19 protein-coding genes and 1 pseudogene are annotated in these 24,348 nt (G+C 61.7%); 13 read left to right on the top strand and 7 right to left on the bottom strand.

Going from position 1 to position 24,348, the window contains the following annotated elements; all coding sequences use genetic code 11:
- Nucleotides 1-3: 3 nt before the first annotated feature.
- The 9 genes and pseudogenes from BSTEL_RS08050 (at nt 4) to BSTEL_RS08090 (ending at nt 11,491) form a co-directional block, all read left to right on the top strand.
- Nucleotides 4-1,887: a DUF4012 domain-containing protein gene (locus tag BSTEL_RS08050; RefSeq protein ID WP_051922971.1), complete on the top strand. Its 1,884-nt coding sequence runs from the start codon at nt 4-6 to the stop codon at nt 1,885-1,887.
- 94 nt (nt 1,888-1,981) lie between these two features.
- Nucleotides 1,982-3,466 carry a tyrosine-protein kinase domain-containing protein gene (locus BSTEL_RS08055; protein ID WP_034529348.1) on the top strand — a complete coding sequence of 495 codons (1,485 nt, stop codon included), beginning with the start codon at nt 1,982-1,984 and terminating at the stop codon, nt 3,464-3,466.
- A 29-nt stretch (nt 3,467-3,495) separates the two neighbouring features.
- Nucleotides 3,496-4,689: a glycosyltransferase gene (locus BSTEL_RS08060; RefSeq protein WP_084686196.1), complete on the top strand. Its 1,194-nt coding sequence runs from the start codon at nt 3,496-3,498 to the stop codon at nt 4,687-4,689.
- Nucleotides 4,686-6,428: a glycosyltransferase gene (locus BSTEL_RS08065; protein WP_238567672.1), complete on the top strand. Its 1,743-nt coding sequence runs from the start codon at nt 4,686-4,688 to the stop codon at nt 6,426-6,428. Before BSTEL_RS08060 ends, BSTEL_RS08065 begins: the two co-directional genes overlap by 4 nt.
- Nucleotides 6,425-7,612: a hypothetical protein gene (locus tag BSTEL_RS08070; RefSeq protein ID WP_156963233.1), complete on the top strand. Its 1,188-nt coding sequence runs from the start codon at nt 6,425-6,427 to the stop codon at nt 7,610-7,612. Before BSTEL_RS08065 ends, BSTEL_RS08070 begins: the two co-directional genes overlap by 4 nt.
- A complete protein-coding gene (locus BSTEL_RS08075) occupies nt 7,612-8,214 on the top strand; it encodes a serine acetyltransferase (protein ID WP_051922972.1) in 603 nt (200 codons plus the stop codon). Before BSTEL_RS08070 ends, BSTEL_RS08075 begins: the two co-directional genes overlap by 1 nt.
- Nucleotides 8,211-9,182: pseudogene (locus tag BSTEL_RS08080) on the top strand (glycosyltransferase family 4 protein); the annotation flags it as partial. The gene BSTEL_RS08075 and the pseudogene BSTEL_RS08080, both read left to right, overlap by 4 nt.
- A 153-nt stretch (nt 9,183-9,335) precedes the next feature.
- Complete coding sequence (locus tag BSTEL_RS11495) at nt 9,336-10,454, top strand: acyltransferase family protein (protein WP_051922973.1); 1,119 nt, start codon at nt 9,336-9,338, stop codon at nt 10,452-10,454.
- A gap of 8 nt (nt 10,455-10,462) precedes the next feature.
- Nucleotides 10,463-11,491 (top strand): glycosyltransferase family 2 protein, encoded by a 1,029-nt coding sequence (locus BSTEL_RS08090; RefSeq protein ID WP_084686203.1) that lies wholly within the window; start codon nt 10,463-10,465, stop codon nt 11,489-11,491.
- A gap of 74 nt (nt 11,492-11,565) precedes the next feature.
- Here BSTEL_RS08090 and BSTEL_RS11500 read toward each other — a convergent pair whose 3' ends face one another.
- Nucleotides 11,566-11,832, bottom strand: coding sequence for a hypothetical protein (locus BSTEL_RS11500; RefSeq protein WP_162178990.1), 267 nt, complete (start codon nt 11,830-11,832; stop codon nt 11,566-11,568).
- Nucleotides 11,829-12,542, bottom strand: coding sequence for a glycosyltransferase (locus tag BSTEL_RS11865; RefSeq protein WP_084686198.1), 714 nt, complete (start codon nt 12,540-12,542; stop codon nt 11,829-11,831). The genes BSTEL_RS11500 and BSTEL_RS11865 overlap by 4 nt, the downstream gene beginning before the upstream one ends.
- Nucleotides 12,543-12,709: 167 nt before the next feature.
- Between BSTEL_RS11865 and BSTEL_RS08100 the strand changes: the two genes are divergently transcribed.
- From BSTEL_RS08100 to BSTEL_RS08110, 3 genes are all read left to right on the top strand, one after another.
- Nucleotides 12,710-13,825 (top strand): polysaccharide pyruvyl transferase family protein, encoded by a 1,116-nt coding sequence (locus BSTEL_RS08100; protein WP_034529355.1) that lies wholly within the window; start codon nt 12,710-12,712, stop codon nt 13,823-13,825.
- 75 nt (nt 13,826-13,900) lie between these two features.
- Nucleotides 13,901-15,697 carry a thiamine pyrophosphate-binding protein gene (locus BSTEL_RS08105; RefSeq protein ID WP_034529358.1) on the top strand — a complete coding sequence of 599 codons (1,797 nt, stop codon included), beginning with the start codon at nt 13,901-13,903 and terminating at the stop codon, nt 15,695-15,697.
- A 5-nt stretch (nt 15,698-15,702) separates the two neighbouring features.
- Nucleotides 15,703-17,223, top strand: a complete 1,521-nt coding sequence (locus tag BSTEL_RS08110) for a lipopolysaccharide biosynthesis protein (RefSeq protein ID WP_034529361.1) — start codon at nt 15,703-15,705, stop codon at nt 17,221-17,223.
- A gap of 20 nt (nt 17,224-17,243) precedes the next feature.
- Here BSTEL_RS08110 and BSTEL_RS08115 read toward each other — a convergent pair whose 3' ends face one another.
- The 3 genes from BSTEL_RS08115 to BSTEL_RS08125 all read right to left on the bottom strand — a co-directional run bounded on the left by BSTEL_RS08115 (nt 17,244) and on the right by BSTEL_RS08125 (nt 20,562).
- A complete protein-coding gene (locus BSTEL_RS08115) occupies nt 17,244-18,362 on the bottom strand; it encodes a glycosyltransferase (protein ID WP_238567673.1) in 1,119 nt (372 codons plus the stop codon).
- Between the two features lie 66 nt (nt 18,363-18,428).
- Nucleotides 18,429-19,412, bottom strand: a complete 984-nt coding sequence (locus BSTEL_RS08120; protein ID WP_034529365.1) for a DUF6625 family protein — start codon at nt 19,410-19,412, stop codon at nt 18,429-18,431.
- Nucleotides 19,413-19,494: 82 nt separating this feature from the next.
- Nucleotides 19,495-20,562, bottom strand: coding sequence for an acyltransferase family protein (locus tag BSTEL_RS08125; RefSeq protein ID WP_156963234.1), 1,068 nt, complete (start codon nt 20,560-20,562; stop codon nt 19,495-19,497).
- Between the two features lie 393 nt (nt 20,563-20,955).
- Between BSTEL_RS08125 and BSTEL_RS08130 the strand changes: the two genes are divergently transcribed.
- Complete coding sequence (locus BSTEL_RS08130) at nt 20,956-22,317, top strand: ATP-binding protein (RefSeq protein ID WP_034529371.1); 1,362 nt, start codon at nt 20,956-20,958, stop codon at nt 22,315-22,317.
- Here BSTEL_RS08130 and BSTEL_RS08135 read toward each other — a convergent pair.
- Both BSTEL_RS08135 and BSTEL_RS08140 read right to left on the bottom strand, forming a co-directional pair.
- Nucleotides 22,277-23,695 (bottom strand): hypothetical protein, encoded by a 1,419-nt coding sequence (locus BSTEL_RS08135; protein ID WP_051922976.1) that lies wholly within the window; start codon nt 23,693-23,695, stop codon nt 22,277-22,279. The genes BSTEL_RS08130 and BSTEL_RS08135 overlap by 41 nt on opposite strands.
- Nucleotides 23,692-24,273 carry an arsenate reductase/protein-tyrosine-phosphatase family protein gene (locus BSTEL_RS08140; protein ID WP_034529376.1) on the bottom strand — a complete coding sequence of 194 codons (582 nt, stop codon included), beginning with the start codon at nt 24,271-24,273 and terminating at the stop codon, nt 23,692-23,694. Before BSTEL_RS08140 ends, BSTEL_RS08135 begins: the two co-directional genes overlap by 4 nt.
- Nucleotides 24,274-24,348: the final 75 nt, after the last annotated feature.

Here is a 24,348-nt window from a genome sequence, read left to right on the forward strand (position 1 = left end):
CCGATGTCCGACATGGAGTCCGAAGGGAACGCCGGTTCCGGCGAGGCCCGTGTGGTGCCTCCCGATCTGAGCCATGTGCCGGAGGGATCGCATCGTCGCGGCCGACGCCGTATGAGCGACGCGCATATCGCGCGTCTGCGGCGTCGCCGTCGTCGCCGTCGCATCCTGCTCGTCATACTGGCCGTGCTCGTCGCGCTCGCCGCGTGGGGCGCGTATCTCGCGTATTCGGCGCTGGTCGCCAAACGCGAGATCCAGGCGGCCGTCGCCTCCGCCTCGTCGTTGGGCGCCGGCGCGGTCACCGGCGACGCGAACGCCGCGAAGACGGCGCTCGACCAGATGGGCGGCCATATCGACAAGGCGTACGCGCAGACCGGCAATCCGTTGTGGAAGCCGGTGGAGTTCATCCCCTATTACGGTTCCGACGTGAAGACGGTGCGCGAGTCGGTGCGCATCATGGCGGACATGTCCGATAATGCCCTGCCGCAGCTGGAGACCGCATTGACCGGCATGCAGGTGAAGGATTTCGGCGTCTCCGGCGGCAAGGTCTCCCTGCCCGGCCTGAAGGACAACGCCGAAAGCCTGCGGCTCGCGAACGAGACCATCACGCAGGCGAACACCGAATTCCAGCGTCTGGGCGGCACGCACGTCCCGCAGCTGACCCGCATGCTCGCCGACGCGCAGCGACGGTTCGACTCCGCCGCCTCGCTCATGGACGCCGCCTCGCGGTTCGCGCAGGTCGCGCCCGCCATGCTCGACGTCGACGGCTCGGGAGCGCACAGCTACCTCATCATCGGCGAGAACAACGCCGAGGCGCGCGCGGGCGGCGGCCTGCCCGCCTCGTGGGGCGTGATGACCGTCGACGACGGCGTCATCACCATCTCCGACTTCATCTCCGACACCGCCATCGCGCAGCAGACGGAGCCGGTCGTGCCGCTCACGGCCGAGGAGCAGTCGCTGTTCGGCGACAAGCTCGCCACCATCGCGCACGACGTGAACATCACCCCCGATTTCACGCGCACCGGCCGCATCGCCCGCGCCATGTGGCAGAAGACGCAGGGACAGACCGTCGACGGCGTGATCGCCGTCGACCCGGTGTTCCTCCAACAGCTGATCGGCGTGACCGGACCGGTCACGCTCGCCGACGGCACCACGCTGGACGGGACGAACGCCGCACGGACGCTCCTGCACGACGAATACTACCGGACCGACGACTATGCGGCGCAGGACGCGTTCTTCGCCGACGCGGCGGGCGCCACGTTCCGCCACGCCATGGCGTCGAACGCGCTCGACGCACGGCAGCTGCTCACCACGTTCTCCACATCCGTCTCGAACGGCCACGTGAAACTGTGGCTCGCGGACGAAGGCCTCCAACGGCAGCTGGAGAACACGGCGATCGGCGGCACGCTGAGCCGCGCGGCCGGCAAACCGACCGTCGGCGTGTACGTGAACAACGCCTCCCAGTCGAAGATGGACTGGTATCTCGACCGTTCCGTCACCACGACATACGTGGGGACGCGGGCTGACGGCGGCCGCGACTATGATGTGCACATCAGCATGACGAACACGTTCGACGCGGCCGACGCGGCATCCACCCCGCAGTACGTGCTCGGCGACGGCATCGACGGACTGACGGGCGGACGCAACGCCACGCTCCTGTACGTGACGGCGCCGGCCGACGGACGACTGGTCTCCTGGCGGTTCTCCGACGGCAGCCAGTTCGACAACTATCTCACGCTCGACGGGCTCACCGTCGGCGTCAAACGCGTGGAGCTCGCCCCCGGGCAGAGCCTGGAGGCCACCGTGCGCGTACGCACCTCGAACCTGGCCACCGGCAACCCGCGGAACGGTCTGGTCGTCCGCCAGACGCCGCTCATCCGGAACGAATGAGCACCACGACTTTCCACCACGAACCCGTATGAAACACAGTCAGAGAACCAACGCAAGAACCACGAACCACAACGCGACAGGCAAGGAGCAGAGCATGACAGTCGCCGACATCCTGGAGGCATTGAAGAAACACCTCATCGTGGAGCTGGCCGTGCTGCTGGTGGTGCTGGCCGGCGGCTACGCCTACGTGAGCCGGCAGACGCCCCAGTACACGGCGACCACGCAGATGTTCGCCAGCGTGAACCATTCCGCGATCTACGGCTCGTCCGACGCCTCGGCGGGCGAGCCGTCGGGCGACGACTCCACCAAGTCCAGCCCCACGGCCGACGCCTCCGGCGACACCAGCTACATCTCCGGCCAGGTCGGCGCGCTGCCCACGCTGGTCACCACGCCCGCCGTGCTCCAGCCGGTGATCGACGACCTCGGCCTCGACACGACCGTCGACGCGCTCGGAACCAAGATCACCGTCTCCACGCAGACCACCTACTTCGTGAACGTCTCCGTGGTCGACACGAACCCGAAGCGCGCGGCGAACATCGCCAACGCGGTGAGCCGCAGCCTCAAGAAGCAGATCTCCGCCGACTCCTACGCCTCCGAGAAGACCTACGTGCTCAGCCTGCTCAACCTCGCCGTGGTGCGCCAGGCCGAGGTTCCGAAGACGCCCAGCTCGCCGAACGTGAAGTCGTTCATGTTCAAGATGACGCTCGCCGGCATCGTCGCCGCCGTGTGCGTGGCACTCATCATCGAAGCCGCCGACAAGCGCCTGCGCCAGATCGCCGATCTGCAGCGTCTCGCCGACGCGCCGACGCTCGGCGTGCTCCTCAAGGACGACGCCTTCCAGGCCAGCGCGCCCGTCGTGGTCTCCGCCCCTTCCGGCAGCGCCGCGGAAAGCATCCGCCGTCTCGCCCTGAACCTCATGTTCATCGCGCCCGACCGCACCGAACAGTCCAACGTCATCGTCATCTCCTCCGCAGGCCAGCACGAGGGCAAGACCACCGTGGCCGTGAACCTCGCCGCCGCGCTCGCCGAGAAGGGCGAGAAGGTGCTGCTCATCGACACCGATCTGCGCCGCCCCTCCGTGGCCAAGGCGCTGAACATCAACGGCAAGGTGGGCCTGAGCCATCTGCTCGCCGGCCAGGTGGGCTCCAAGGACGCCATCCAGCAGTATTGGAAGCCGAACTTCCATGTGCTGCCCGCCGGCGACCAGACCACCAACCCGAGCATCCTCATCAACTCGCACGCCATGCAGGAACTGCTCAAGCAGGTCGCCTCCACCTACGACCATGTGATCATCGACACCACGCCGATGCGCGTCGCCAACGACGCCGCCGTCTTCGCGAAGGAGGGCGCGCGCCTCATCCTCGTGGCCAGCCAGGGCGTGACCGTCAAGAAGCAGCTGCGCGACACGATGCAGGAGTTCGAGATGATCGGCGTGGCGCCCGTCGGCACCGTGTTCAACAACGACCACGTCAAGCGCGGCAAGAACAGCTACTACTATTACGGCGACTACGCCGGCAAGGGCAAGTCCAGCAGGGCGAGGAAGGGACGTCGCTCCGCGACGGACGGCAAGCAGGCCTGAGCGGAGGAACCGGGAGACAGGAAGCGAACATGACCGCCACGAAACGCCGCGTACTCATCATCCAGGAGGCCATGGGCGGCTGCGGCCGCCACGTGGTCGACCTGGTCGAAGGACTCGACCCGGAACGGTTCGACGTCACGGTGATGTACGGCACTTCGCGCATCGACGACTACTATCGCAAGGCGCTGCCCGCGATGGCAGGGCATGCGCGGTTGATTCCCTGCGACGATCTGGTGCGTCCGATCAGCCCCGCGCATGAGCTTAGGGCGCTGCGCGCGGTCATGCGCGTGATCCGGGAGTTCCGCCCCGAAGTGGTGCACTGCCACAGTTCGAAGGCCGGGGTGATCGGCCGTCTCGCGGTCCTGCTGTGCGGGCGCCACTCGGGCGTGCGCCGCGTGTTCTACACGCCTCACGCCTATTCGTTCCAGGCTCCCGAATTCGGCGGAAGGAAACGCGTCGTGTTCGTCGGGCTGGAACGGTGGATGAGCCGGCATGCGACGACGCTGACGTTCAACGTGAGCGCGGGTGAACGCGACGCCGCGCTCGCCGAACGGCTTGACACCCCCGCGAAATTCGAAGTCGTGTACAACGGTGTGGCGGACGTGCCCGTGCCGTCGCGCGCCGAAGCCCGCGCCCTGCTCGGACTGGACGGGCTGGGCGTGCCGGCGGACGCTCCCGTGGTGGGTGTGACCGCGCGTCTCGTGGAGCAGAAGGACCCGTTGACCGCCATCGGCGTGATGAAGCGGGTGGTCGAGCAACGCCCGGACGCGCATCTGGTGATGGTGGGCGACGGCGACCTCGAACCGGCGGCGCGCGAGGCCGCGGCCGGCATCGCCGATCATGTGCATTTCCTCGGTTATCGTCCGGACGCCGAACGCGTGGTCGCCGCGTTCGACGTCTACCTGCTGTCCTCCCTGTACGAGGGCATGCCGTATTCGCTGGTGGAGGCGCTGCGCGCCGGCGTGCCGATCGCCGCGACCGACACCACCGGCAACGACGAAGTGGTGACGCCCGGCGCGAACGGCACGCTGTTCCCCGTGGGTGACGCCGAAGCCGGGGCGAAGGCCGTGCTGGGGCTGCTGGAGCATCCGATCCCGACGGAACAGGTGCGGAGGACCTATCGTGAGCGGTTCACATTGGACCGCATGCTGGAGACCATCTCCGCCCGATACGAGGGCGTGCCGCCCACCGGCGGCGAACGAGACGAGGAGGAGCGAGCGTGATTCTCATCAAAGTCTGGTACCGGTTCACCGGTCTGCTGCTCAAGGCCCTGTACAAGGTGGTGTACGGCCGCCACATGCGGTGGGGCAGGGGCTTCCACATGCGCAAGGGGTTCCAGGCCACCGTGGAGAACGGCGGCAGCATCGTGCTGGGGAACAACGTGTTCTTCAACAACGGGTGCGGTCTGCACGCGCGCAAGTCCATCACCATCGGCGACGAGACGATTTTCGGCGAGAACGTCCACGTGTACGACCACAACCACCGGTTCGCCGACCCGACGCTCGCCATCAAGGATCAGGGCTATTCGGAGGCTCCGGTGACGATCGGACGCCACTGCTGGATCGGCTCGAACGTGACGATCCTCAAGGGCGCGACCATCGGCGACAACACGGTGATCGGCGCCGGATGCGTGATTTCCGGCGACATCCCCGCCGACTCCGTGGTGAGAATGGACGCCGCGCTCAGCGTCACCCCGATCCGCACCAAGGAACCGACCGCCACTTCTCTGCCCCCGCTGGCGGGGGCCGGCGAGCAACGCTCGACGGGGGGTGGTCTCACGGGAAGCCGGAAAGCCGCACCCGTCCGCGTGCTCGTGCTCGACACGGTGATGGACCGCGGCGGCGCCGAGACCATGATGATGAACTACATGCGCCACATGGACCGCACCAAAGTCACCTACGACTTCCTCGTCAACCGCGACTACCGCGCCGCCTACGAGGACGAGATCGAACGCCTCGGCGGACACATCTACCGCATGTGCCCGATGTACCCGCAGTACTTCGGCCGGTACAAGAAGGAGTTCCGCGAATTCCTCAAGGCGCACCCGGAGTACCGCATCATCCACTCGAACCTGGAGGAGCGCAGCTACTTCGGCCTTCGCGAGGCATACAAGCTGGGCGTGCCGGTGCGCATCGCGCACGCGCACAACCGCCCGGTGGGCTTCGACCTCAAATCCGTGTTCCGTGAATACTTCCGCCTGCGTCTGCCCAAGTACGTGACGCACATGTTCGCGTGCGGCGAGGAGGCCGGCGACTGGCTGTTCGGCGTGAAGAACCGCGGGCGCGTCATCCAGCAGCGCAACGCCATCGACACCGCCCAATACCGGTTCGACCCGGCCGTGCGCGCCGAGGTGCGCAGGGAGTTCGACGTGAAGGACTCCACGTTCGTGCTCGGGCACGTCGGCCGCTTCTTCCCGCAGAAGAACCATGAGTTCCTCGTCGACATCTTCGCCGCCCTGCACAAGATCCGCCCGGACAGCGAACTGTGGCTGGTCGGCGGCGGCGAGCTGAACGACGAGCTGAAGAACCGCATCCGCGCCAAGGTGGACGAACTCGGCCTGCATGACGCGGTGCGATTCCTCGGCGTGCGTTCGGACGTGAACCGGGTGATGCAGGGCATGGACTCGTTCATCCTGCCCAGCCTGTTCGAAGGTCTGCCGTTCACGATGATCGAAGCGCAGGCCGCCGGTCTGCCGTGCACGATCTCCGACCGTGTGCCGAAGCAGTGCGATGTGACCGGCAACGTGCGGATCGTGCCGCTCGCCGCAAGTCCCGACGAATGGGCGAAGCGCGTACTCGACCAGGCCGCCGAGCCGAAGATCAAGGATCGCGCTGAGGGCCCGGAGCTCGTGACCAAGGCCGGCTTCGACATCACGGCGAACGCCGCATGGTTGCAGGGCTTCTATCTGGACGCGCTGGCGAAGGCCGAGCGGAACCGGTCCGGCAAGGCCGGTGCCCGATGAGTTTCGGTTCCCTGAACGCCGCCCGCGTGGCGAGGATGAGCCGCAAGGAGCGCCGTCAGCGCAGGCTCGCCCTCGAACTGCGCAACAAGAACGCGCTTCTCGCGCTCATCCTCCCCGTGATGATCGCCGCCAAAATCATGGTGGCGTACGTGCTGCCGCCGAAGTATTTCTACGACAACAACCGCATCCTCATGATGATGCTGGGCACGGCCGGGGATGCGGCGTGGGAGGGCGACTACCGGACCGCTTCGAATCTGTTCGGAAGCATCAATGTCGTCGGAATCGACACTCTGGTGGACTGGTCGATCTGTCTGGGCATCATCTTCACCGCTCTGGTGATTTTCATGGTGATTCGCGCGGATTCGCCCGACCTGCTGCAGTCGTTGTTCATTCTGGCGACCGTCGGCCTGCTCAACATCTACATCTTCACCATCGGCAAAGATATTATCCAGTTCGCGTTCTTCTTCGCCGTCTACGTGGTGCTGATCCTGCCGCTCAACAACTCGCTGGTCAAAGTGGTCGGCAGCGCGGGCATCCTGTACTTCGAAAGCACGTTCTTCCGCGAGTACTACATTCTCATCGCGGCGCTGATTCTCGCCGTGTATGCGATTCTGCTGTTCTTCAAGCAGCGCAGCGCCATCGGTGTCGGCAGCACTCTGATCATCGTCGTGCTGCTGTTCGCCACCGTCTACCTGATGATGGTCGTCGCGAATGTGGTCATGCCTGACGAATACCACACGATTCTGAATCTACGTGCCGGCTATGATACGGCGTTCGGCGGTAGCGCGGATTCCGCCACGCTGATTCTGAACTGGATTCCGGGCGGTGGATTGCCGATCTATATGGCCAATTATCTCATCAACGCGTTTCGCATGATGATTCCGCTGGAACTGGTGATGCGGGGGCCCAACTATCTGCCGTTCTTCATGTTCCAATGCATGGTGACGTTCTACATGGTGAACCTCATCCGCCAGATCAACCATATCAACGATGCCACATTGTTCATCGCCTTGTGCGTCTACATCGGCTATGCGATGGCCTCGTTCATCTTCGAACCGGACTTCGGCTCATGGACTCGCCATGAGGCGGCCACGTTCCCGGTGCTGTTGCTGCTGGTGCTCAACGATTTCCAGAAGATTCCCATGACCCAGGAGGAACGCATGCTGGTTAAAGGAGGTGCGTGATGGGCGCGGATGAACTGATCCGTTCCGATTGCTTCCGCTATGCGGCGCGATCGTCATGGAGCGTCATGGCGAAACAGCGTGCCGTGCAGATGGGATTCCGTTACACCACCGTGCTGCGCAAGGCGCAGGCCCATCGCGGCGGCCTGCTGCACTATTGGTACCGGTTGCGCCTGTTGCGGTTGTCGAGGAAGACCGGTTTCCAGATCGGCTATGGCGCCCGCATCGGTGCCGGCCTGTTCATCGGACACCGCGGCACCGTGATCGTCAACGGCGAGGCCCGTCTCGGCAGCAACGTGAACCTGAGTCCGGGCGTGGTCATCGGGCAGGAGAACCGTGGACGCCATAAAGGAGTCCCGCAATTGGGCAATCGGGTGTGGATCGGTTCCAACGCGGTCATCGTCGGGGGTGTCCTCATCGGCAACGATGTGCTGGTGGCGCCGAACGCGTATGTGAACTTCGACGTGCCCGACCACAGCATCGTCGTCGGCAATCCGGCCCGCGTGATCCACCGAGAGAACGCGACGGAAGGCTACTGCCACAACCAGGTGCCGGATTCGACTCCCGACGAGGAGTATTCGGTGACGGAAGGAGGCGCACGATGACCCATGCTCCGAAGACCCATGTCGCGTTCTTCTCCGGGGACATCACCCGTTCCGGTGGCACTGAGAACGTGTCCATCATGATCGCCAACGCGCTGGCTGGGCAAGACGCCGATGCGGACATGCGGTATTCGTTCATCAGCCTGTTCGAAGAGGGCAGCGAACCGTTCTTCGCCATCGACCCGCGAATCGCGCGCCATACGGTGTACCCGACCGTCACCCACGGCATCCAGCATTATTTCGACACCGTGAAGCGGCTGCGCAAGCTGGTCGTGGACCATCATGTGGATGTGCTCATCGACATCGACGGCATCCTCGACATGTACTCGCTGCCGTTGCGGCGTGGAACCGGTGTGAAGGTCATCTCATGGGAGCATTTCAACTATCTGCAGAACCCGGGCGTGCCGTACCGCAAGCTCACCCGCAGGTGGGCCGCACGCAAGGCCGACGCCATCGTCACGCTCACCGAAGCGGACAAGCAGTTGTATGAGACCAACGTGCACCCCAAGTGCCCGGTCATCGCCATCCCCAACCCGATGCAGGTCGTCACGCCGGAACCGCGGTACGATGCGGCTTCTTGCACCATTATCAGCTCGGGGCGCCTCACCTACCAGAAGGGCTTCGACATGCTGGTCGACGTGGCGGCCAAGGTGCTGCCGCGGCATCCCGACTGGCGGTGGCTCATCCTCGGCGAAGGAGAGGACCGCCCCATGCTGGAGGAGAAGATCGCTTCGGCGGGCCTCGGTGAGCGGCTCATCCTCGAAGGGCGAGTCGACAACATGGCCGACTACTACCGCACGGCCGCCATGTTCGTCATGACCTCCCGCTTCGAAGGCCTGCCGATGGTGCTGCTCGAAGCCAAGGCGTACCGGTTGCCCATCGTGAGTTTCGACTGCATGACCGGTCCGGCGGAGATCGTGACCGACGGCGTGAACGGCGATCTGACGCCGGAAGGCGACATCGAGGCCACGGCGAAGGCGGTCAACCGTCTCATCGACGATGCGGACAGGCGGGAACGCTACTCCGCCCACGCGCTCGACGACGCCGACAGGTTCGGCATGGACGAGATCCTCGCCCGATGGCATGACCTGCTCTCCCGACTCGTCACGGAAGGCAGGTGACCGATGGCGTCACATGCACAACGCAACTCCAGCGTCGAGACGCTGCGCATCCTCGCCATGCTGATGATCGTCACCAGCCATTGCGTGATGTTCACGAACCTCGATGCGCTCGCGCTGCCGTTCGGCGTGAACAAGGTGCTCATCGAGACGTTCCTGTACTCCGGAGGCAAGGTGGGCGTGGTCGCGTTCTTCGCCATCTCCGCATGGTACTTGTCCGAAGCCGGGGGCGTGAAGGCCGGACTGCGCCGCGTATGGATCCTGGAACGGGAGATGCTGTTCTGGTCGCTCCTGCTGTTCGCCGCGACGGCGGCGCTCGACCACTCGCAGGCCGGTGTCCGATTAGCCACTTCCTCGTTGTTCCCCACCATCACCGCATTATGGTGGTATCCGACCGCCTACGCGGTGTTCCTGCTGTTCTTCCCGTTCCTCGTGACCGGATTGCGCGCGCTCGGCAGGACCGCGCACGGCGCGCTCGCCATCGTGATGCTCGTGCTGTTCACCGGCCTCGACATGGTCATGCCGTTGTCCGCCGTGGGACTGCCCGGCGGCAACTACCTGAGCTTCGTCTACATCTACGTGCTCATCACCTACTACCGGTGGTATATGAGGCCGATGCGCGATGCCACCGCATGGTGGCTGCTCGGCGGCGGGTACGCGCTCATCGCCGCCGGAGCCGTGGGCGGCGGCATCCTGTACGCGATGACCGGTCGTCTGCAGATGCTGCAGGTGTATGTCGGCAAGGTGGAGTTCCGCCTGCCCGTGCTCATGGTCGGATTGGCGTTGTTCGTGCTGTTCGAACGGCACGAGTTCCACAGTGCGGTGGTCAACGCCATCGCCTCATCCACGTTCGGCGTGTACCTCATCTCCGAATATCCGACGGTACGGCAATGGCTCTGGCGCGATCCGCGACTCGACTTCGCCGCGCTCGCCGCCGGTCATCCGGTCGTGCTGATTCCGGCGCTCGTCGGCGCGGCGTGCGCGGTGTTCCTTGCCTGCACGCTGCTCGATCAGGTACGCGGGCTGCTGTTCCGTGCGACCGTGGACAGGAACAGGGGCAAATGGTTCGACAAGCTGGCCGGTGCCATCGGCGCACAATTCGTTAATCGCAAGGAGAGCGTATGAACAGCCGTATGAGTGAGCGGCAGCCCTTGGTGTCCGTCATCGTGCCGGTATACGGCGTGGAACGGTATCTCGACCGGTGTGTGAGCAGCATCGTCGACCAGACGTACCGCAATCTGGAGATCATCCTCGTCGACGATGGATCGCCGGACGACTGCCCGCGAATGTGCGACGCGTGGGCGGCGAAGGATACGCGTGTCACGGTGATCCATCAGACGAACGCCGGCGTATCCGCCGCACGCAACCACGGCATCGACGAGGCACACGGCGAATACCTGTATTTCGTGGACGCCGATGATTTTGCGGAACCGGATCTCGTCGAGACGCTGGTCGCACGAGCCATCACCGACGACGCGCAGATCGTGTTCTGCGGGTACGAGACGAATACGCTGCAGCCGGATGGTTCATTGACGAAGACCGACGAGACGCGTTCATTCGATCTGACATTCGTGGAGAACACGGTTTTCGCGGCGGAATTCGCGGAACTCGCCGCGGAACGTTACGTGTATCCCTCATGGAACAAACTGTTCCGCACGGATTTCGTGCGCACGGTCGGCGCGCGGTTTCCCGTGGGTGTGGTGGCCGACGAGGATTCCTATTTCGATTTCCCTCTATACGCCGCCGTCGAACGGGTGAGCGTGGTGCCGGATTGGCTCTATCATTATGTGGTGCGTTCCGGAAGTGCCGCCGGTCATTATCAGCCGGCCTTGTTCGACAGCCATAAAGCCGTATGGGAGTATGTCTCGCCGATTATCGCCCGATGGAATCCCCCGTTCGCCGTCGTGTTCGACAACCTGTTTCTGGGGGGAGTGGGACTGTGCCTGAACTTCCTGTATGAGGATCGTTCCCGCAGCGGCCGGTATCGGCGCGAGCAGGTGCGTGTCATCGCGGATGATGCCACGGTGAGGGACTTCGTGCGCAAGGTCAGACCCATCGGATCGCGCAACAAGCTGGCGGCGATGTGTCTGTGCGGCGGCACCGTACCGTGCCGCTTCTACGGCTGGTCGATCGCCACGCTGAAACGGCTTCGACGCCGATGACGGGGCGACGTCGAAGCCGGTGGATGACGGGCATCCATTCCCTGTGGTCCTCCGGCCTTGCGGGACGCCCTCGCCTAGCGGACGCGCCGATTCAGCGCGTAATAGGCGCGGGGCCAGTGGCTGAAGCAGAAGATGCGCGCCTTGCGCGCGAATGTCACCTTCGTGTCGCGATAGACAGGGTCGGCCGTCTTTCGTAGCCGTGCGGCGTACTCGCCGATCTGGGCTTTGGGACGGTGTGACCGCACCAGCGAGAACAGCACGTCATAATGCTTCTGCATGCGGTAGTAGGCCATGCCCGCGGTATTGGCGCATCCCAGAGCACGAAGCTGCTTGACGATCATTTCGCCGATGGTGATGCGGTCGAAGGAATGTTGCGAGAACGTGCCGTTGGTGATGGATCCGGGGCGCATGCGGTACTGGTAGAGGGCCTTGCCCTCGACATGCACCCGATTGGCGAGATGGAAGGCGATGGCGTTGAAGTAGAAGTCCTCGCTGTTGAGCCTATGGGGAACCGGAGAGCATCGGACCGTTCCAGCAACGCGGCCCGGTACAGTTTGCCCCACGCGCAATCCAGGATGTTCCCGGTGCAGTGGAGGAACTCGTCCAAGGCCTGTTCGCCGGTGAAGGTGTGGGTCGGCGGCGCCATCGGGGTGATGACGGTCTCGAGATCCTCGGTCACCTTGTTGGCGCCGCAGGACACGATATCCGCGTCATGTGCAAAAGCATCGGACACCAGCGTCTCGATCATCTCCGGCGCGATGACGTCGTCGCTGTCCACGAAGGAGACGTATGAGCCCCTCATCGCATCGACGCCGCTGTTGCGGGCCGCGGAGAGGCCGCCGTTGCGTTCGCGGTGAATCACACGGATGCGTGCGTCCTTCGCGGCCCACCGGTCGCACAGTTCGGGGCAGCGGTCGGGGGAGACGTCGTCGATGATGATGATGTCGAGATTCCGATATGTCTGATCGACGATGCTGGAAATGCACGCATCCAGATACCGTTCGACGTTGTATACGGGGACGATGACCGACACCAATGGTGATTGCCGCATGGGGTGTTCTCCTCCGAGAGTCGGAACCGAGTTTTCTTATGCTCCAATCGTCAATGGTGGCATGGACGGATACAATCGGGGATGCAGAGGAGGACGGTAGGGGGCATTCGATATATTGGATACGGCTTTGGCCCATTCCTTGGTTTGTGAGGTAAGGAAAGACTCATATGGCTTCAAGCGCCACGAAACGGTATGGAATCCTGACCATCAACGACACCGCGAGCAATTACGGCAATCGTCTTCAGAACTACGCGTTGGAGACGTTGCTGTCCGGCTACGGCACGGCGACGACGATCCAGCATTATCTGGATGCGGCGGACGGTGGTTCTCTTGCGAAGATCAGCGCGCGCAGGAACCTGTCGGAAGTGAAGAAGGCGGTGCTGGGGCATGTGCCGAATCCCGCCAATCTGGAATACCGGCGACGGTGGGAGGAACTCAAATTCACCGCGAAGTACATTGGCAAATCGCCGGTGACAATCTCGCAGGCCAAGGGGCTTTCCCCCAATGGAAGGGATCTCGACAAGATCGTACTCGGCTCCGATCAGGTGTGGAACGACCGTCACCTGTCCCAAGCGGATCTGAAGATTCGTCTGGGTATGTTCGCCCCGTCCGAACGGGTGATGTCGTATGCGGCCAGCTTCGGCGTCGATCGTGTCAGGGAGGAGAACGAGGGCATCTTCCGCCTGGCATTGGAACGCATGTCGATGATTGGCGTGCGTGAATTCCGTGCGAAGGAACTGGTGGAGGAATTGTCCGGCAGGAAAGCCACCGTGGTGCTTGACCCGACGTTGATGGTTCCCGCCGAACAGTGGCGGACGATCACGCGCGGCTTCGTGCCCCAGGGTGAGCGCTATGTGCTCACATACTTCCTGGGAGGCATCTCCAAGGAGCGTGGCGCCGCCATCGAGGCGTTCGCCAAGGCGCACGGTTGCACGGTGCGCAGGATATTGGATCCGTCCGATCCCGGGACGTATATCGCCGGACCGCAGGATTTCGTCGAACTGTTCTCCAAGGCCGCGTATGTGTGCACCGACTCCTATCACGCCTGCTGCTTCTCGTTGCTGTTCGACAAGCCGTTCCGCGTATTCGCGCGCGAAGGCATCAAGCGGAACGACAAGATGAACTCGCGTATGGAGACGCTGTTCCGCCTGTTCGATCTCGATGCGTCCATCGAGGGCGGAGCGGATGTGACGATGCCGGGACTCGACTATGCGCGTATCGGCGTCGAGCTGGCCCGGCAGCGCACCATCTCCCGTGCATGGCTGGAGCAGGCGCTTCGCTGATGACGATGCGCGAGGCAAGCGCCTTCCGGCACGAGCAATAAGACATTTCGTTTGGCAGAGACGGAGGAAACGACAATGGTCCGATATACGGATGAAAGAAACGCGCAGATTCTGATTGCGCTCCTGAAGGAATACGGGATCCGGAAGGTGATTCTCTCGCCGGGAACCACCAATATCCCGATGTCTGGCAGCATCCAGAACGACCCGTATTTCGAGACGTATTCCGCCTACGATGAGCGTTCCGCGGCATATATGGCCTGCGGTCTTGCCAATGAATCGGGCGAACCTGTGGTGCTCTCATGCACTGGCGCCACTGCTTCCCGCAACTATATGCCGGGATTGACCGAAGCCTATTACCGAAAGCTTCCGGTTCTGGCGGTTACTTCAATGAATTCTTCCCGGAACGTCGGCAACCTCACTGAGCAGACTCTGGATCGTTCTCAGATTCCGCATGACATCGCCAAGTATTCGGTGAATCTCGACCCCGTGAATAATGATGCCGATGCTTCCTATGCGGAACTGCTGGTCAACCGTGCCCTTTCCGAATTGTCATGTAATGGTGGCGGTCCCGTTCATATCCAGTTGATCAGCAATTATGCAGCGACGTTCACCACTACCACACTTCCGTCGGTGCGCAGGATCATGCGGTACACCATGGAGGACGAGTGGCCGCAATTGGATTCCAATAGCAGAATCGCGATTGTGATGGGAGCTGAGCGTGCCTATAGCAAACAGCAGGAGGCGGTGCTCGACGCTTTCGTGGAGCACCATAACGCCGTTGTCCTGACTAACAATGTGAGTGGTTATCGAGGGAAGCATGCTGTCCGTGGCGCGCTTGCCTGTCAGCAGCTTGTGGAAGGTAATCCGAAAGCGCAGGAGCTGCTTCCGGATCTTATCATTCACTTGGGGGAACAAAGCAGTTCGTATGAGATCATGGGTTATCTGGATGGCAAACCGATTAAGGTATGGCGCGTATCCGATGATGGTGAATTCAGGAGACGATTCAAGCGGCTTGATGCGGTGTTCCAGTGCTCCAAGGAAACCTTCTTTGAGCATTATTCTCAGGGCGATAGCTTCTCGGATAATTCGTATGAGCTTTCGTGGAGACAATACGATGAGAGACTGCGTAAGACGATTCCGGACTTTCCTTTCTCGAATTTGTGGATTGGCAAGCAAATGTCCGGTAAGATACCATCGAATAGCGTCGTCCATTTCGGTATTCTGAACTCGGCACGGTCATGGAATAACTTCGAATTTGATTCTTCCGTTGAGACGGCTTGCAATGTCGGCGGTTTTGGTATCGATGGGGCATTATCCACACTCATTGGCGCAAGCCTTGCTCATCCCGATAGACTGCATTTCGTGGTACTGGGAGACCTCGCGTTCTTCTATGATATGAACTCGCTTGGCAATCGTTACGTGGGACGAAATGTCCGAGTTTTGCTCGTCAATAACAATGTCGGTGCGGAATTCAAGGTATCCACCCACATCGGCTCCCAGTTCGGCGAACAGACCGATGATTTCATCGCCGCAGGGCGGCATAACATCGATCATTTCGAGGATCGTCTCACCCGAGGCAAGCCAGGACATGGTCCGTCGCCGGCGCAGGCGTGGGCCGAGTCGCTCGGATTCCGCTACCTGTCGGCCGGAAGCAAGGAGGAGTTCCTCGCCGTGAGCGACGAGTTCCTTGCCGAGGACGGTGACCGCCCGATTCTGTTCGAGTGCTTCACCACGGCGGCGGACGAGGACGCCGCGCATGAGATGGTGCTGCATATCGACAATACGCGCACCCTGAAGGGGGGGGCGAAGCAGGCGCTGAAGAAGGTGCTCCCCACGAACGCGCTGCGTCAGTTGAAGAAGGCCATCAAGTAGCCGATATGGGTGAGAAGAAACGATTGGCCGTGAACATGGCGGCCACGGCCATCGCCTTCGCGGTGCAGTTCGGCGTCAATTTCTTCCTGACGCCGTACATCGTCGGCACGCTGGGGACGACCGCCTACGGGTTCGTGCCGTTGATCAACAACATCATCGGCTACACGACGATCCTCACCACCGCGCTGAACTCCATGGCGAGCCGGTACATCGCCCTGGCATACAACCGTGATGACATGGACAAGGCGAACATGTACTTCAAGTCGGTGTTCATCGCCAACTCGCTGCTCGCCGTCGTACTGGCGGTGCCGGGATTCCTGTTCTCCGCGTTCCCGCAGTGGATCATGAACGTGCCGGCGAACCTGCTGGACGATGTACGGTGGGCGTTCCTCTTCTCCATGCTGGGAGCGGAGATCTCGCTCGTGCTATCGGTGTTCGGCTGCGTCTACTATGTGCGCAACCGGTTGGAGAAATCCTCCCTGAGGAACATCGAATCTAACCTGTTGCGTGCGGCGGTCCTGATCGGCCTGTTCGCGGCGCTCCAGCCGAAGATCTACTACATCACCGCCACGATGCTGATCGTCACCGTATACAATTGCGTGGCGAACATCCATTACACGAGGACGTTGACGCCGGAACTCGGTGTGCGTAAAGGTCGGTTCAGCGGCAAGGCGGTCAAGGAGCTGCTGTCGTCCGGCGTGTGGAACTCCATCGACTCACTCAGCTATACGCTGCTCGTCACGTTGAGCCTGTACTTGGCGAATCTATTCGTCGGTCCGCAGGTCGGAGGCGAGTATTCGCTGGCGAAGATGGTTCCCAGCGTGCTTGTGTCGTTGGGCAGCACCATGGTCGGTGTATTTGCGCCGCAGCTCATGCAGTATTATGCCAAGGACCGGCAGGAGGACTTCCACCGGTTCATGGCGTTCTCCCTCAAGACAACGGCGGCCATGTACACGTTGCCGGTCGGTTTCCTGATCGTCTTCGGTACGTCGTTCTTCGATTTGTGGGTTCCCGGCCAGAACGTGGGGTTCCTGCAATGGATGTCCGTGCTGACGCTGATTCCCACCCTGTTCTCCTGCGGCGGCATGGTGCTGAACAACGTGTTCATCGTCACGAGCAAGCTCAAAGTGCCTGCCTTGGCGTTCCTCGTGTGCGGCATGCTGAACATCGTCATCGTCATTCCGTTGCTCGCATGGACCGATGCGGGCATTTGGGCGATCATCCTCGTGCAGGCGATACTCGACACCCTCAAGAATTTCCTGTTCCTGCCGTGGTACGCGGCGAGATGCCTGGACTACTCGTTCCCGCGCATGTTCTGGACGTTGACCCGCAGCACGCTGTGCCTGATTCCCGTGGTGATCATCTGCATGGCGTATGAGCAGATCTTCGCGGTGACGAGCTGGCTGGACTTCTTCATCGCGGCGGCGGTCTGCATGTCGGTCGCCTTGGCGGTGAATTGCCTCATCATGCTGAACAGGGAGGAACGCAAGCGGCTGCTCGGGTTCCTCCGCCGCAGGCGTGGGTGAAGTCGGCGGATCGGCTGTCCTCACCCACGCCTGACCGCGGTCTTCTCCAGATAGAAGCGTTCCACGGAACGTGCGACATCGACCATGTCGAATCCCGCCTCCCGCAGCTGTGCTGAATGGTCGGTGCGTGGCACGGACGCCAGCATGTCGCGCAGCTGGGCGGCCCACGCCTTTGCTCCGTCATCCAGATTCCTGAACGTGACAAGATCCACGGTATTCGCCGTGGCGGTCATATTGGTCGAGGCGAGGCAGGGGAGGCCGGAACACTGCGCCTCCTGCAGCACGACGGGGAATCCCTCATGCAGGGAGGGCAGCATGAAGGCGTCCATGGCCTGATAGTACGGTGCGACGTCCTTGTGGTTCCCTCCGAGCATCTTCACATGTTCGGTGAGGTGCCGTTCGGCGATGTGCTGCATGACTTGGTCGCGTAGTATGCCATCGCCGACGACGACGAGTGCGGAATCGGGATTCAGGGCATGATATTCGGCGAACACGTCGATGAGGAACAGGGGATTCTTCTCCTCCTTCAACCGGCCGCAATACCCGATGACCGTGGTGTTTCCGCCGATTCCCCATTCGGTGCGGATCGAGTCGCGCGTCGCCGCGTCGAAGGCGAAGTGCTTGGTGTCGATGCCGTTCCTGACCCACGTGTAGGGCTTGCCCGGGAACATGAATTCCGCCGCCGTGTCGGAGCAGGCGAAATAGTCGGTGACGGCGGTGTCGATCTCGTGGTTGGCGATCATCGTATGCAGTCCGGCCTTCAACCGATGCAACGCCGATTGGCCGGCAACGAAATCGAGGCTGCCGCCGTTATGCGAATGCAGGATCCTCAGCGGTACGCCGGCCTTTTTGGCCACGGCGAGCGGTGTGGCATAGGGGAAGTTCGCGTGGACATGCACACCGGCGATCTCCGGATGGGCACGGTAGAATTCCAGCAAGTCCCTGTTCGCTCCGAACGGTTTCTCCGAGGCCGTGTACATCACCCGGTGAATGTGGCCTCCCATGGCGAGGATCTCGTCCTCGAAGGCGAGAGGCGGTGCAGCGTGGTTGGCGAGAAAATCGAATTGCACCTTTGACCGGTCGATGTTCCGGTAGAGGTTCATCATGAATGTTTCGATGCCGCCAAGACCGGACAGCATTCCCCATTGCAGGATTCGAACAGGTGCGGTAGAGGACATGAAAGAGCCTTTCACATAATCAATTGCTTATTTGTGGAAGAGCTTGCGCCTGATGCGACGATACTGGAATTTGAAATCGCCGATGAGAATCGTTCTCCGATGATTGGTGCGGTGCTTCCACTTGATGGTTCTGAAATTGTCTTTGGTTACGTTATCGACCGGAAGGACGGTGAACAGGCCAGGCAGAATCTGGATTACCGTATCCCCCCTCTTGCGGGTCAGTGTGGAATCGACGTCCATATGGCGACGTTGCAGATGCATGTACATGAGCTCGCGTGTTCGGAACTCGCCAAGACGATAATATGAACGGCTCAGCACACCATCCTTCCATGTATAGACCGCACGCATCGGACGCTCCGTCATGTAGGTGTCCAACGCCGCATCGTAATGGGTCAGCCGGAATATGCCGCTGCGGGAGTCGGTGTTCGCGGACAGGTCGTATTTGAAGATGGGAAGGCCGTTCTGGTCGAAGATGCGGTTCACGTTCGTCGGCAGATAGCTTTCGTCGAACGTGAACGCCCGATTCTCCGTGAGGACCGTGCGGTATATCGGTTCGCCGTTCAACGGCAGCATGAACGCCTTGTTGGCGGCATCGTCGTTCTTGTAGATGGAGCAGTGCCCCTGCGCGAAGATCTTCTCGTACCGGTCCAACATATCGTCGGTGATGAAATCGCTGAGCCTGCCGAAGATCAGGTCGCAGTCGCAGTGTCCCCAGTGGGAGTAATCGGTCAGATAATCGGAGAAGAGAAGCCCGTACGTCGGCCTGTAGTCGCAGAGCTTATAGGGCTTTTCCAGACTGATGGGGAAGTCGAAGCATCGTTGTGCGCGTTCCTGCATATCCCCGAACGTCTCATAGTGGACATGCACGTTATCCGGGTAGTCGTAATCCGTGCGGTCATCGGTGAAGATGAGCCAGTCATAGTCCGGGTTATTACCGCAACTGTCCAGAAAAAGCTGGAAATAGTTGGGGAACCTGCCGTAGTAGGGAATGACGAACGCGCACTTCTTCATTGTGAAGGTCCTTTCTCTCGCTATCGGTGTCTCATTCTATGCGGGAACGGAGGACGGAACGAGATGGAGTGTGTCTGCGCGGTCAGGGACGGAAGAACAATCTGTCGAACCATGCTCCCGGATTCCGGTCGACGGTCACGCGGAACAGCGCCTGACGAATCAGATCGATACCGATGCACACCGCGCATAGGCCGATGCTCACGAGCAGGATAACGGCGATTGGCACTGGCATGCCGGTGATACGGTGGAGCGGGAACAGCTTCGTCCAGAGGAGAAGCTCGGCTTCCGGTGTATCCGTGATCAGATAGATGGCGAATGTTCCTGAGGCCATGCGGTCGATAATCGGCCAATGATGTGGAGTAAGCCGGTCGACGCCAAGGAAGATGACGAAGGACAGGACGATGACAGGAAGACTTTGCCAATCCTGCATGGGCGTCCAAAGACGACCGGCTATGCGGACGTCCATGCGCAAGACGTATAGGAGGATGGGCAATGCCAGTGACAGCGCTCCTGAGACCAGTAGGGCGTAGGGTCTGGGCCGTTGCATCCCTATGCCGTACCAGCGGATGTGGCAGGTGAGGGTGGTCAATACGAGCAATCCCATGATGTCGGAGGAATCCTTCAAGGCCCAGCCGACATACGGCAGATACTGCACGAACCCGAAGAACACAGCCAGAAAGACGGCGAGTACGCCATGCTCGCGTGCCGGCAGCGCCTTCAGCACGGTAACGAGGAACGGCAGCGCGAGCATGAGCAGCACGTAGTCGCTGACGAACCACCATTCACCCGTGATCACGGGAAAGAAACGGGCGGCGAATGTCGTGGGCGAGAAGGTCCCCAGCATCGGGGCGTAGACGAGATAACACAGCACGCTGTAGAACAGAATCTCACGTTCCAGAATCCATACCCGGCGGCATGAACCCCTGAACGTGAGTTGACGGTCCGCGAGGAACCAGATGCTGATGATGAAGAACAGGCAGACCGCCGTCTTGCCGACCAGTATGCTTGCAAAGTCAAGAAGGATACGATTCGGAGCACTACCGATTACGTTGAGGTCATCGGCATTATGCACGATGGCATGATGTGACACGATGGCCACCATGGCCAGCAAACGCAATACTTCGATATTCGAGTTGCGGTGTCGTGTCACTTGACCCTTCTCCGTGTAACTATGTGGTAGGGGGATTGTGATGCATGCATATGGCGGTTCAGTGAACTGACGCTCCTTGGGTGAGGAGCGCGATGAGCGTATGCATTGGTATGTATGTGAATCGTCTTTTGCCGAGCGTCATATTACCACGATTAAGACCACCGTATCTCCGCTCCCCAGGGCTTGCGTCCGATTCCGCACCAATCGTGAGCCGGATGAGCGGGTGCGGACCCGTCGCCCATAGGAACAGGACGGGCGCGGGAAACGCGGGCGCCGCGCGTGCCGAATCGGCCATGTCGGCTAACGCGATACATGCTCGGGTATCTGGAAAGTCTACTTGACCAATATTTTTAATATTGGTAAAATTATCTTGCCAATCATGGAGGTGGTGACGTGAATCAGACTATCGTGGAGAAGCTCAGGGATTTCCGCATCGAGGATTTCCAGCCTATTTCGCCGCGCGAGCTGGATCTTGGTGTTCCGTTGCCTCCTAAGGCAGGCAATCTGGTGAAGGTAATCGTCGGCATGCGCAGAAGCGGTAAAAGCTATCGGCTGTTTCAGGAGATGGAGTTCCTGCATGCGTCCGGCATCGGCTGGAACCGCATCTGCTACTTCAATTTCGAAGACGATAGGCTAGGTGATATTACTCCCGCGACTGGTGACGAGGTGGTCGAAACGTTCCTCTCCATGCACCCGGAAGCCATGGTTGAAGGGGTGTATCTGTTCTTCGATGAACTCCAGGAGATGCAGGACTGGGGAGGCTGGCTTCGACGCGTCGTCGATACCACAAAAGCCACGATCTACGTGACCGGATCGTCGTCGAAGATGTTGTCGAAGGAGATTTCCAGCGAGTTCCGAGGGCGTGCCTTGGACTTCGAATTGCTGCCGTTCTCCTTCCGCGAGTTTCTCCTCTCGAACGAAATAGTCGGAGCCGAGGTGCTGAATCGGAGCGAGGACGACGGCTATTCCACAAAAGAACGATTGATTCTGGCAAATGCGATGACCATGTACCTGAAGATCGGCGGTTTCCCCGCGGCTCAGGGTCTCCCCGTACCCCAACGCGTGGCGTTGCTCCAATCCTATGTGCAACGCGTAGTGTTGCGAGACGTAATAGAACGTCACGACATCAGTCGTCCAAGAGTCGCCTCGACATTCGCGAGACGCGTACTCGGTTGCAACGGCAAAACGCTGTCGGTTCGTCGAATCGAAAACGATATGAGGTCGATCGGTCTGAAGACCAGTCGGGAGCTACTGGGTGATTTGGCTGAGTATTTTGAAGACGCGTATCTGCTGTTTCTCGTGCGCGAGTTCTCCATGTCCCTGAAGGAGGGGACCACATCCATGCCGAAGGCCTATGCGATCGATCCGGGGTTGGCGGCGGCGTCGAGCATGGCAGGCGTCAAGGACGATGGCCAGAGGCTGGAGAACGCCGTGTACCTCGAACTGCGTCGCAGGACATTAGGCTTCCGCCGCGATGGCATATCATCATACCGGACAAAAACGCATGGGTATGAAATCGATTTCGTGATTGGCGATGTCCTCGAACAGGAACAATTCGAACCGATTCAGGTCACAGTCCGAATGGATGATGCCAAGACGGCGGAACGTGAAACGCGGGCGCTCTGGGAACTTATGGAAGAGCGGAGTCTGAACGAGGGCACCCTCATCACCGGCGAGGGAGAGGAACGTGAATACCGTAAGGGCGATGCCGTCATCAGGCAGATACCCGCTTGGAAATGGTTCCTGCTTCGTTAGTCCGGCTCCCGAACGGGACGCTCGCGCTCGCCCATAGGAATAACGTGAACGCCGGGAACGCGTACGCCTCGAACTGGAGATACAAGTAGGCGAGCAGCAGCAGCCAGCACACGGTCCGCCGGCTCCACGCGCGGTGCCGCGTCACGTGCCGGAGCAGCAGCGCGATCGCCGCCGCGAACATCACCAGGCCGAACTCGGTGACGAACGAGACGTACGCGTTCATCGTGAACGCGTTGCCCGCCAGATTGCCGGTCGGCCCCAACGGGTCGCGCAGTTCCCGGATCTCCTCGGTCATCATGCCGCCGTGCGCACGGTACCGGACGAGCGTGTCCGTGAACCCGCGCCGCATCGTCTCGCCCACATTGCCCGCGCCGAATCCGAACGCCATATGCAGTGGATCGTGCAGCCATGCCTCGACCGGCGCGAGCGAGCGGAAGAGCCGCGCCGACATCGACGCGTCGCCCGAGAACAGCCCCCGCGACGCCAACGCGCGCAACCGCGGCTGCGTGAGGAACGCGACGGCCGACGCCCCGACGCCCAGCAGCATCACGGCGATCGCCGCGCACCGCAGACGCACGTCGCGCCAGACCGTACGCCACGGCACGTCGGCCACGATCCACAGGACCGCCGCCACCGCCGTATCCAACAGGATGCGCACGCCGGCGCCCATCGCGAGCGAGCCGGCCGCGAACACGCCGATCAGCACCGGCAGCCGCCGGTCACGCGACATCCAATACAAGGGCAGCAGCACGCCGAACAGATGCATGCCGATATAACTCGGTTCGGCGAACAGGAACTGCGGGCGCGAAACAAGATACTGCCGCAGGAACAAGCCCAGCAGGCGATTGCGCACATCGTTCATGGACCCCGTGCCGAGAACGTGACCCGGTTCGATCGCCCACGTGAACACGCCGAACAGGAACGCCGCCGCATACGCGCACACCACCACCGTCACCGCCGTGCGCAGCCGCAGACGCTTGCACCCCCAGACGACGGCGCACGAGGCGAGCGTGGCGCAGGCGAATCCCACGGCCATCAGCGTGCGCGGCGCATACGTCACGTCGAAACCGACCGTCAGCCAGCCGAACACGCTCACCGCAAGCAGGCCGACGACGAACGGCAGCACATGGGGGAACACCGGTCGCGCACGGCGCGACGGCGCGAACAGCACCGGCAGCCATCGCGCGTTGCACAGCGCGTACAACGCGAAGAACACGGGGGAGATCGGCGAATAATAGGGCATCTGCACACCGAACACGGTGCCGTCGACGGGCAGCGTGACCAACGCCGCATAGAACAGCAGATCCGTGGGGTCGCGCAACGGTCTCGCATCGGCGGTCGCAACCGCCGTGACGTGACGGTCGTCGGCGCCGCTCATGCGACCGATCCGGCCAGAGCGTCGGCGATCACGTCGACGTGCGCGGCGATCTCGTCCGCCACCTGCGCGTAGACGGCGTCATCGCGGCGATGCGGATCGCGGATGTCGTGCGGGCGGGGCAGGAGCGGGCGTTTGAACGGCGCGGCGAGCAGCACCGCCTGCAGACGCTCGTCGGGAGAGACCGACGGGCCGGACGGCACGTCGCCGTCCGCCATGCACGCCGCGCACAGGTTCGCGAAATCGTCCATCAGATAGGTTCTGCGGGCGGCGGCGGGTGCATACCCCAACAGTTCGTCGCTCTGCGCCTCGGTGAACACGATCGTCAGATCGGCACCCGTGGCGAGCTCCGGGGAGAACGGCGTGGAGGCGTGCGCCTTGCCGTCGATGCCGCGGGAGGCGAGGAAGCTGATGTAATGGTCGTCCATCGCGTAGCCGTCGAGACGGAGCAGACCACAGCTGGACACGGTCACGCCGCCGTTCGCGGCCGTGACGCCGCGCGCGTGCAGCGCCGCGCGCAGCAGATACTCGGACAGGGCGGAACGGCAGACGTTGCCGTCGCATACGAACAGGATGTGCATGGGGTTCCTTTCGGCGGAACGGAGGGATGGGACGAATACGGAAAAGGGATTCCGCTGGGCGGAATCCCTTGAAGG

The organism is Bifidobacterium stellenboschense (genome assembly GCF_000741785.1).
In the GTDB taxonomy this organism is placed as follows: Bacteria; Actinomycetota; Actinomycetes; order Actinomycetales; family Bifidobacteriaceae; genus Bifidobacterium; species Bifidobacterium stellenboschense.

Bases quoted from the DNA above. Each gene is read 5' to 3' on its own strand.
- BSTEL_RS08075 (WP_051922972.1), top strand. From the start codon at position 7,612: ATGGGCGCGGATGAACTGATCCGTTCCGATTGCTTCCGCTATGCGGCG.
- BSTEL_RS08050 (WP_051922971.1), top strand. From the start codon at position 4: ATGTCCGACATGGAGTCCGAAGGGAACGCCGGTTCCGGCGAGGCCCGT.
- BSTEL_RS11500 (WP_162178990.1), bottom strand. From the start codon at position 11,832: ATGATCGTCAAGCAGCTTCGTGCTCTGGGATGCGCCAATACCGCGGGC.
- BSTEL_RS08135 (WP_051922976.1), bottom strand. From the start codon at position 23,695: ATGAGCGGCGCCGACGACCGTCACGTCACGGCGGTTGCGACCGCCGAT.
- BSTEL_RS08110 (WP_034529361.1), top strand. From the start codon at position 15,703: ATGGGTGAGAAGAAACGATTGGCCGTGAACATGGCGGCCACGGCCATC.
- BSTEL_RS08060 (WP_084686196.1), top strand. From the start codon at position 3,496: ATGACCGCCACGAAACGCCGCGTACTCATCATCCAGGAGGCCATGGGC.
- BSTEL_RS11495 (WP_051922973.1), top strand. From the start codon at position 9,336: ATGGCGTCACATGCACAACGCAACTCCAGCGTCGAGACGCTGCGCATC.
- BSTEL_RS08100 (WP_034529355.1), top strand. From the start codon at position 12,710: ATGGCTTCAAGCGCCACGAAACGGTATGGAATCCTGACCATCAACGAC.
- BSTEL_RS08120 (WP_034529365.1), bottom strand. From the start codon at position 19,412: ATGAAGAAGTGCGCGTTCGTCATTCCCTACTACGGCAGGTTCCCCAAC.
- BSTEL_RS08140 (WP_034529376.1), bottom strand. From the start codon at position 24,273: ATGCACATCCTGTTCGTATGCGACGGCAACGTCTGCCGTTCCGCCCTG.
- BSTEL_RS11865 (WP_084686198.1), bottom strand. From the start codon at position 12,542: ATGCGGCAATCACCATTGGTGTCGGTCATCGTCCCCGTATACAACGTC.
- BSTEL_RS08055 (WP_034529348.1), top strand. From the start codon at position 1,982: ATGACAGTCGCCGACATCCTGGAGGCATTGAAGAAACACCTCATCGTG.
- BSTEL_RS08115 (WP_238567673.1), bottom strand. From the start codon at position 18,362: ATGCTGTCCGGTCTTGGCGGCATCGAAACATTCATGATGAACCTCTAC.
- BSTEL_RS08105 (WP_034529358.1), top strand. From the start codon at position 13,901: ATGGTCCGATATACGGATGAAAGAAACGCGCAGATTCTGATTGCGCTC.
- BSTEL_RS08090 (WP_084686203.1), top strand. From the start codon at position 10,463: ATGAGTGAGCGGCAGCCCTTGGTGTCCGTCATCGTGCCGGTATACGGC.
- BSTEL_RS08070 (WP_156963233.1), top strand. From the start codon at position 6,425: ATGAGTTTCGGTTCCCTGAACGCCGCCCGCGTGGCGAGGATGAGCCGC.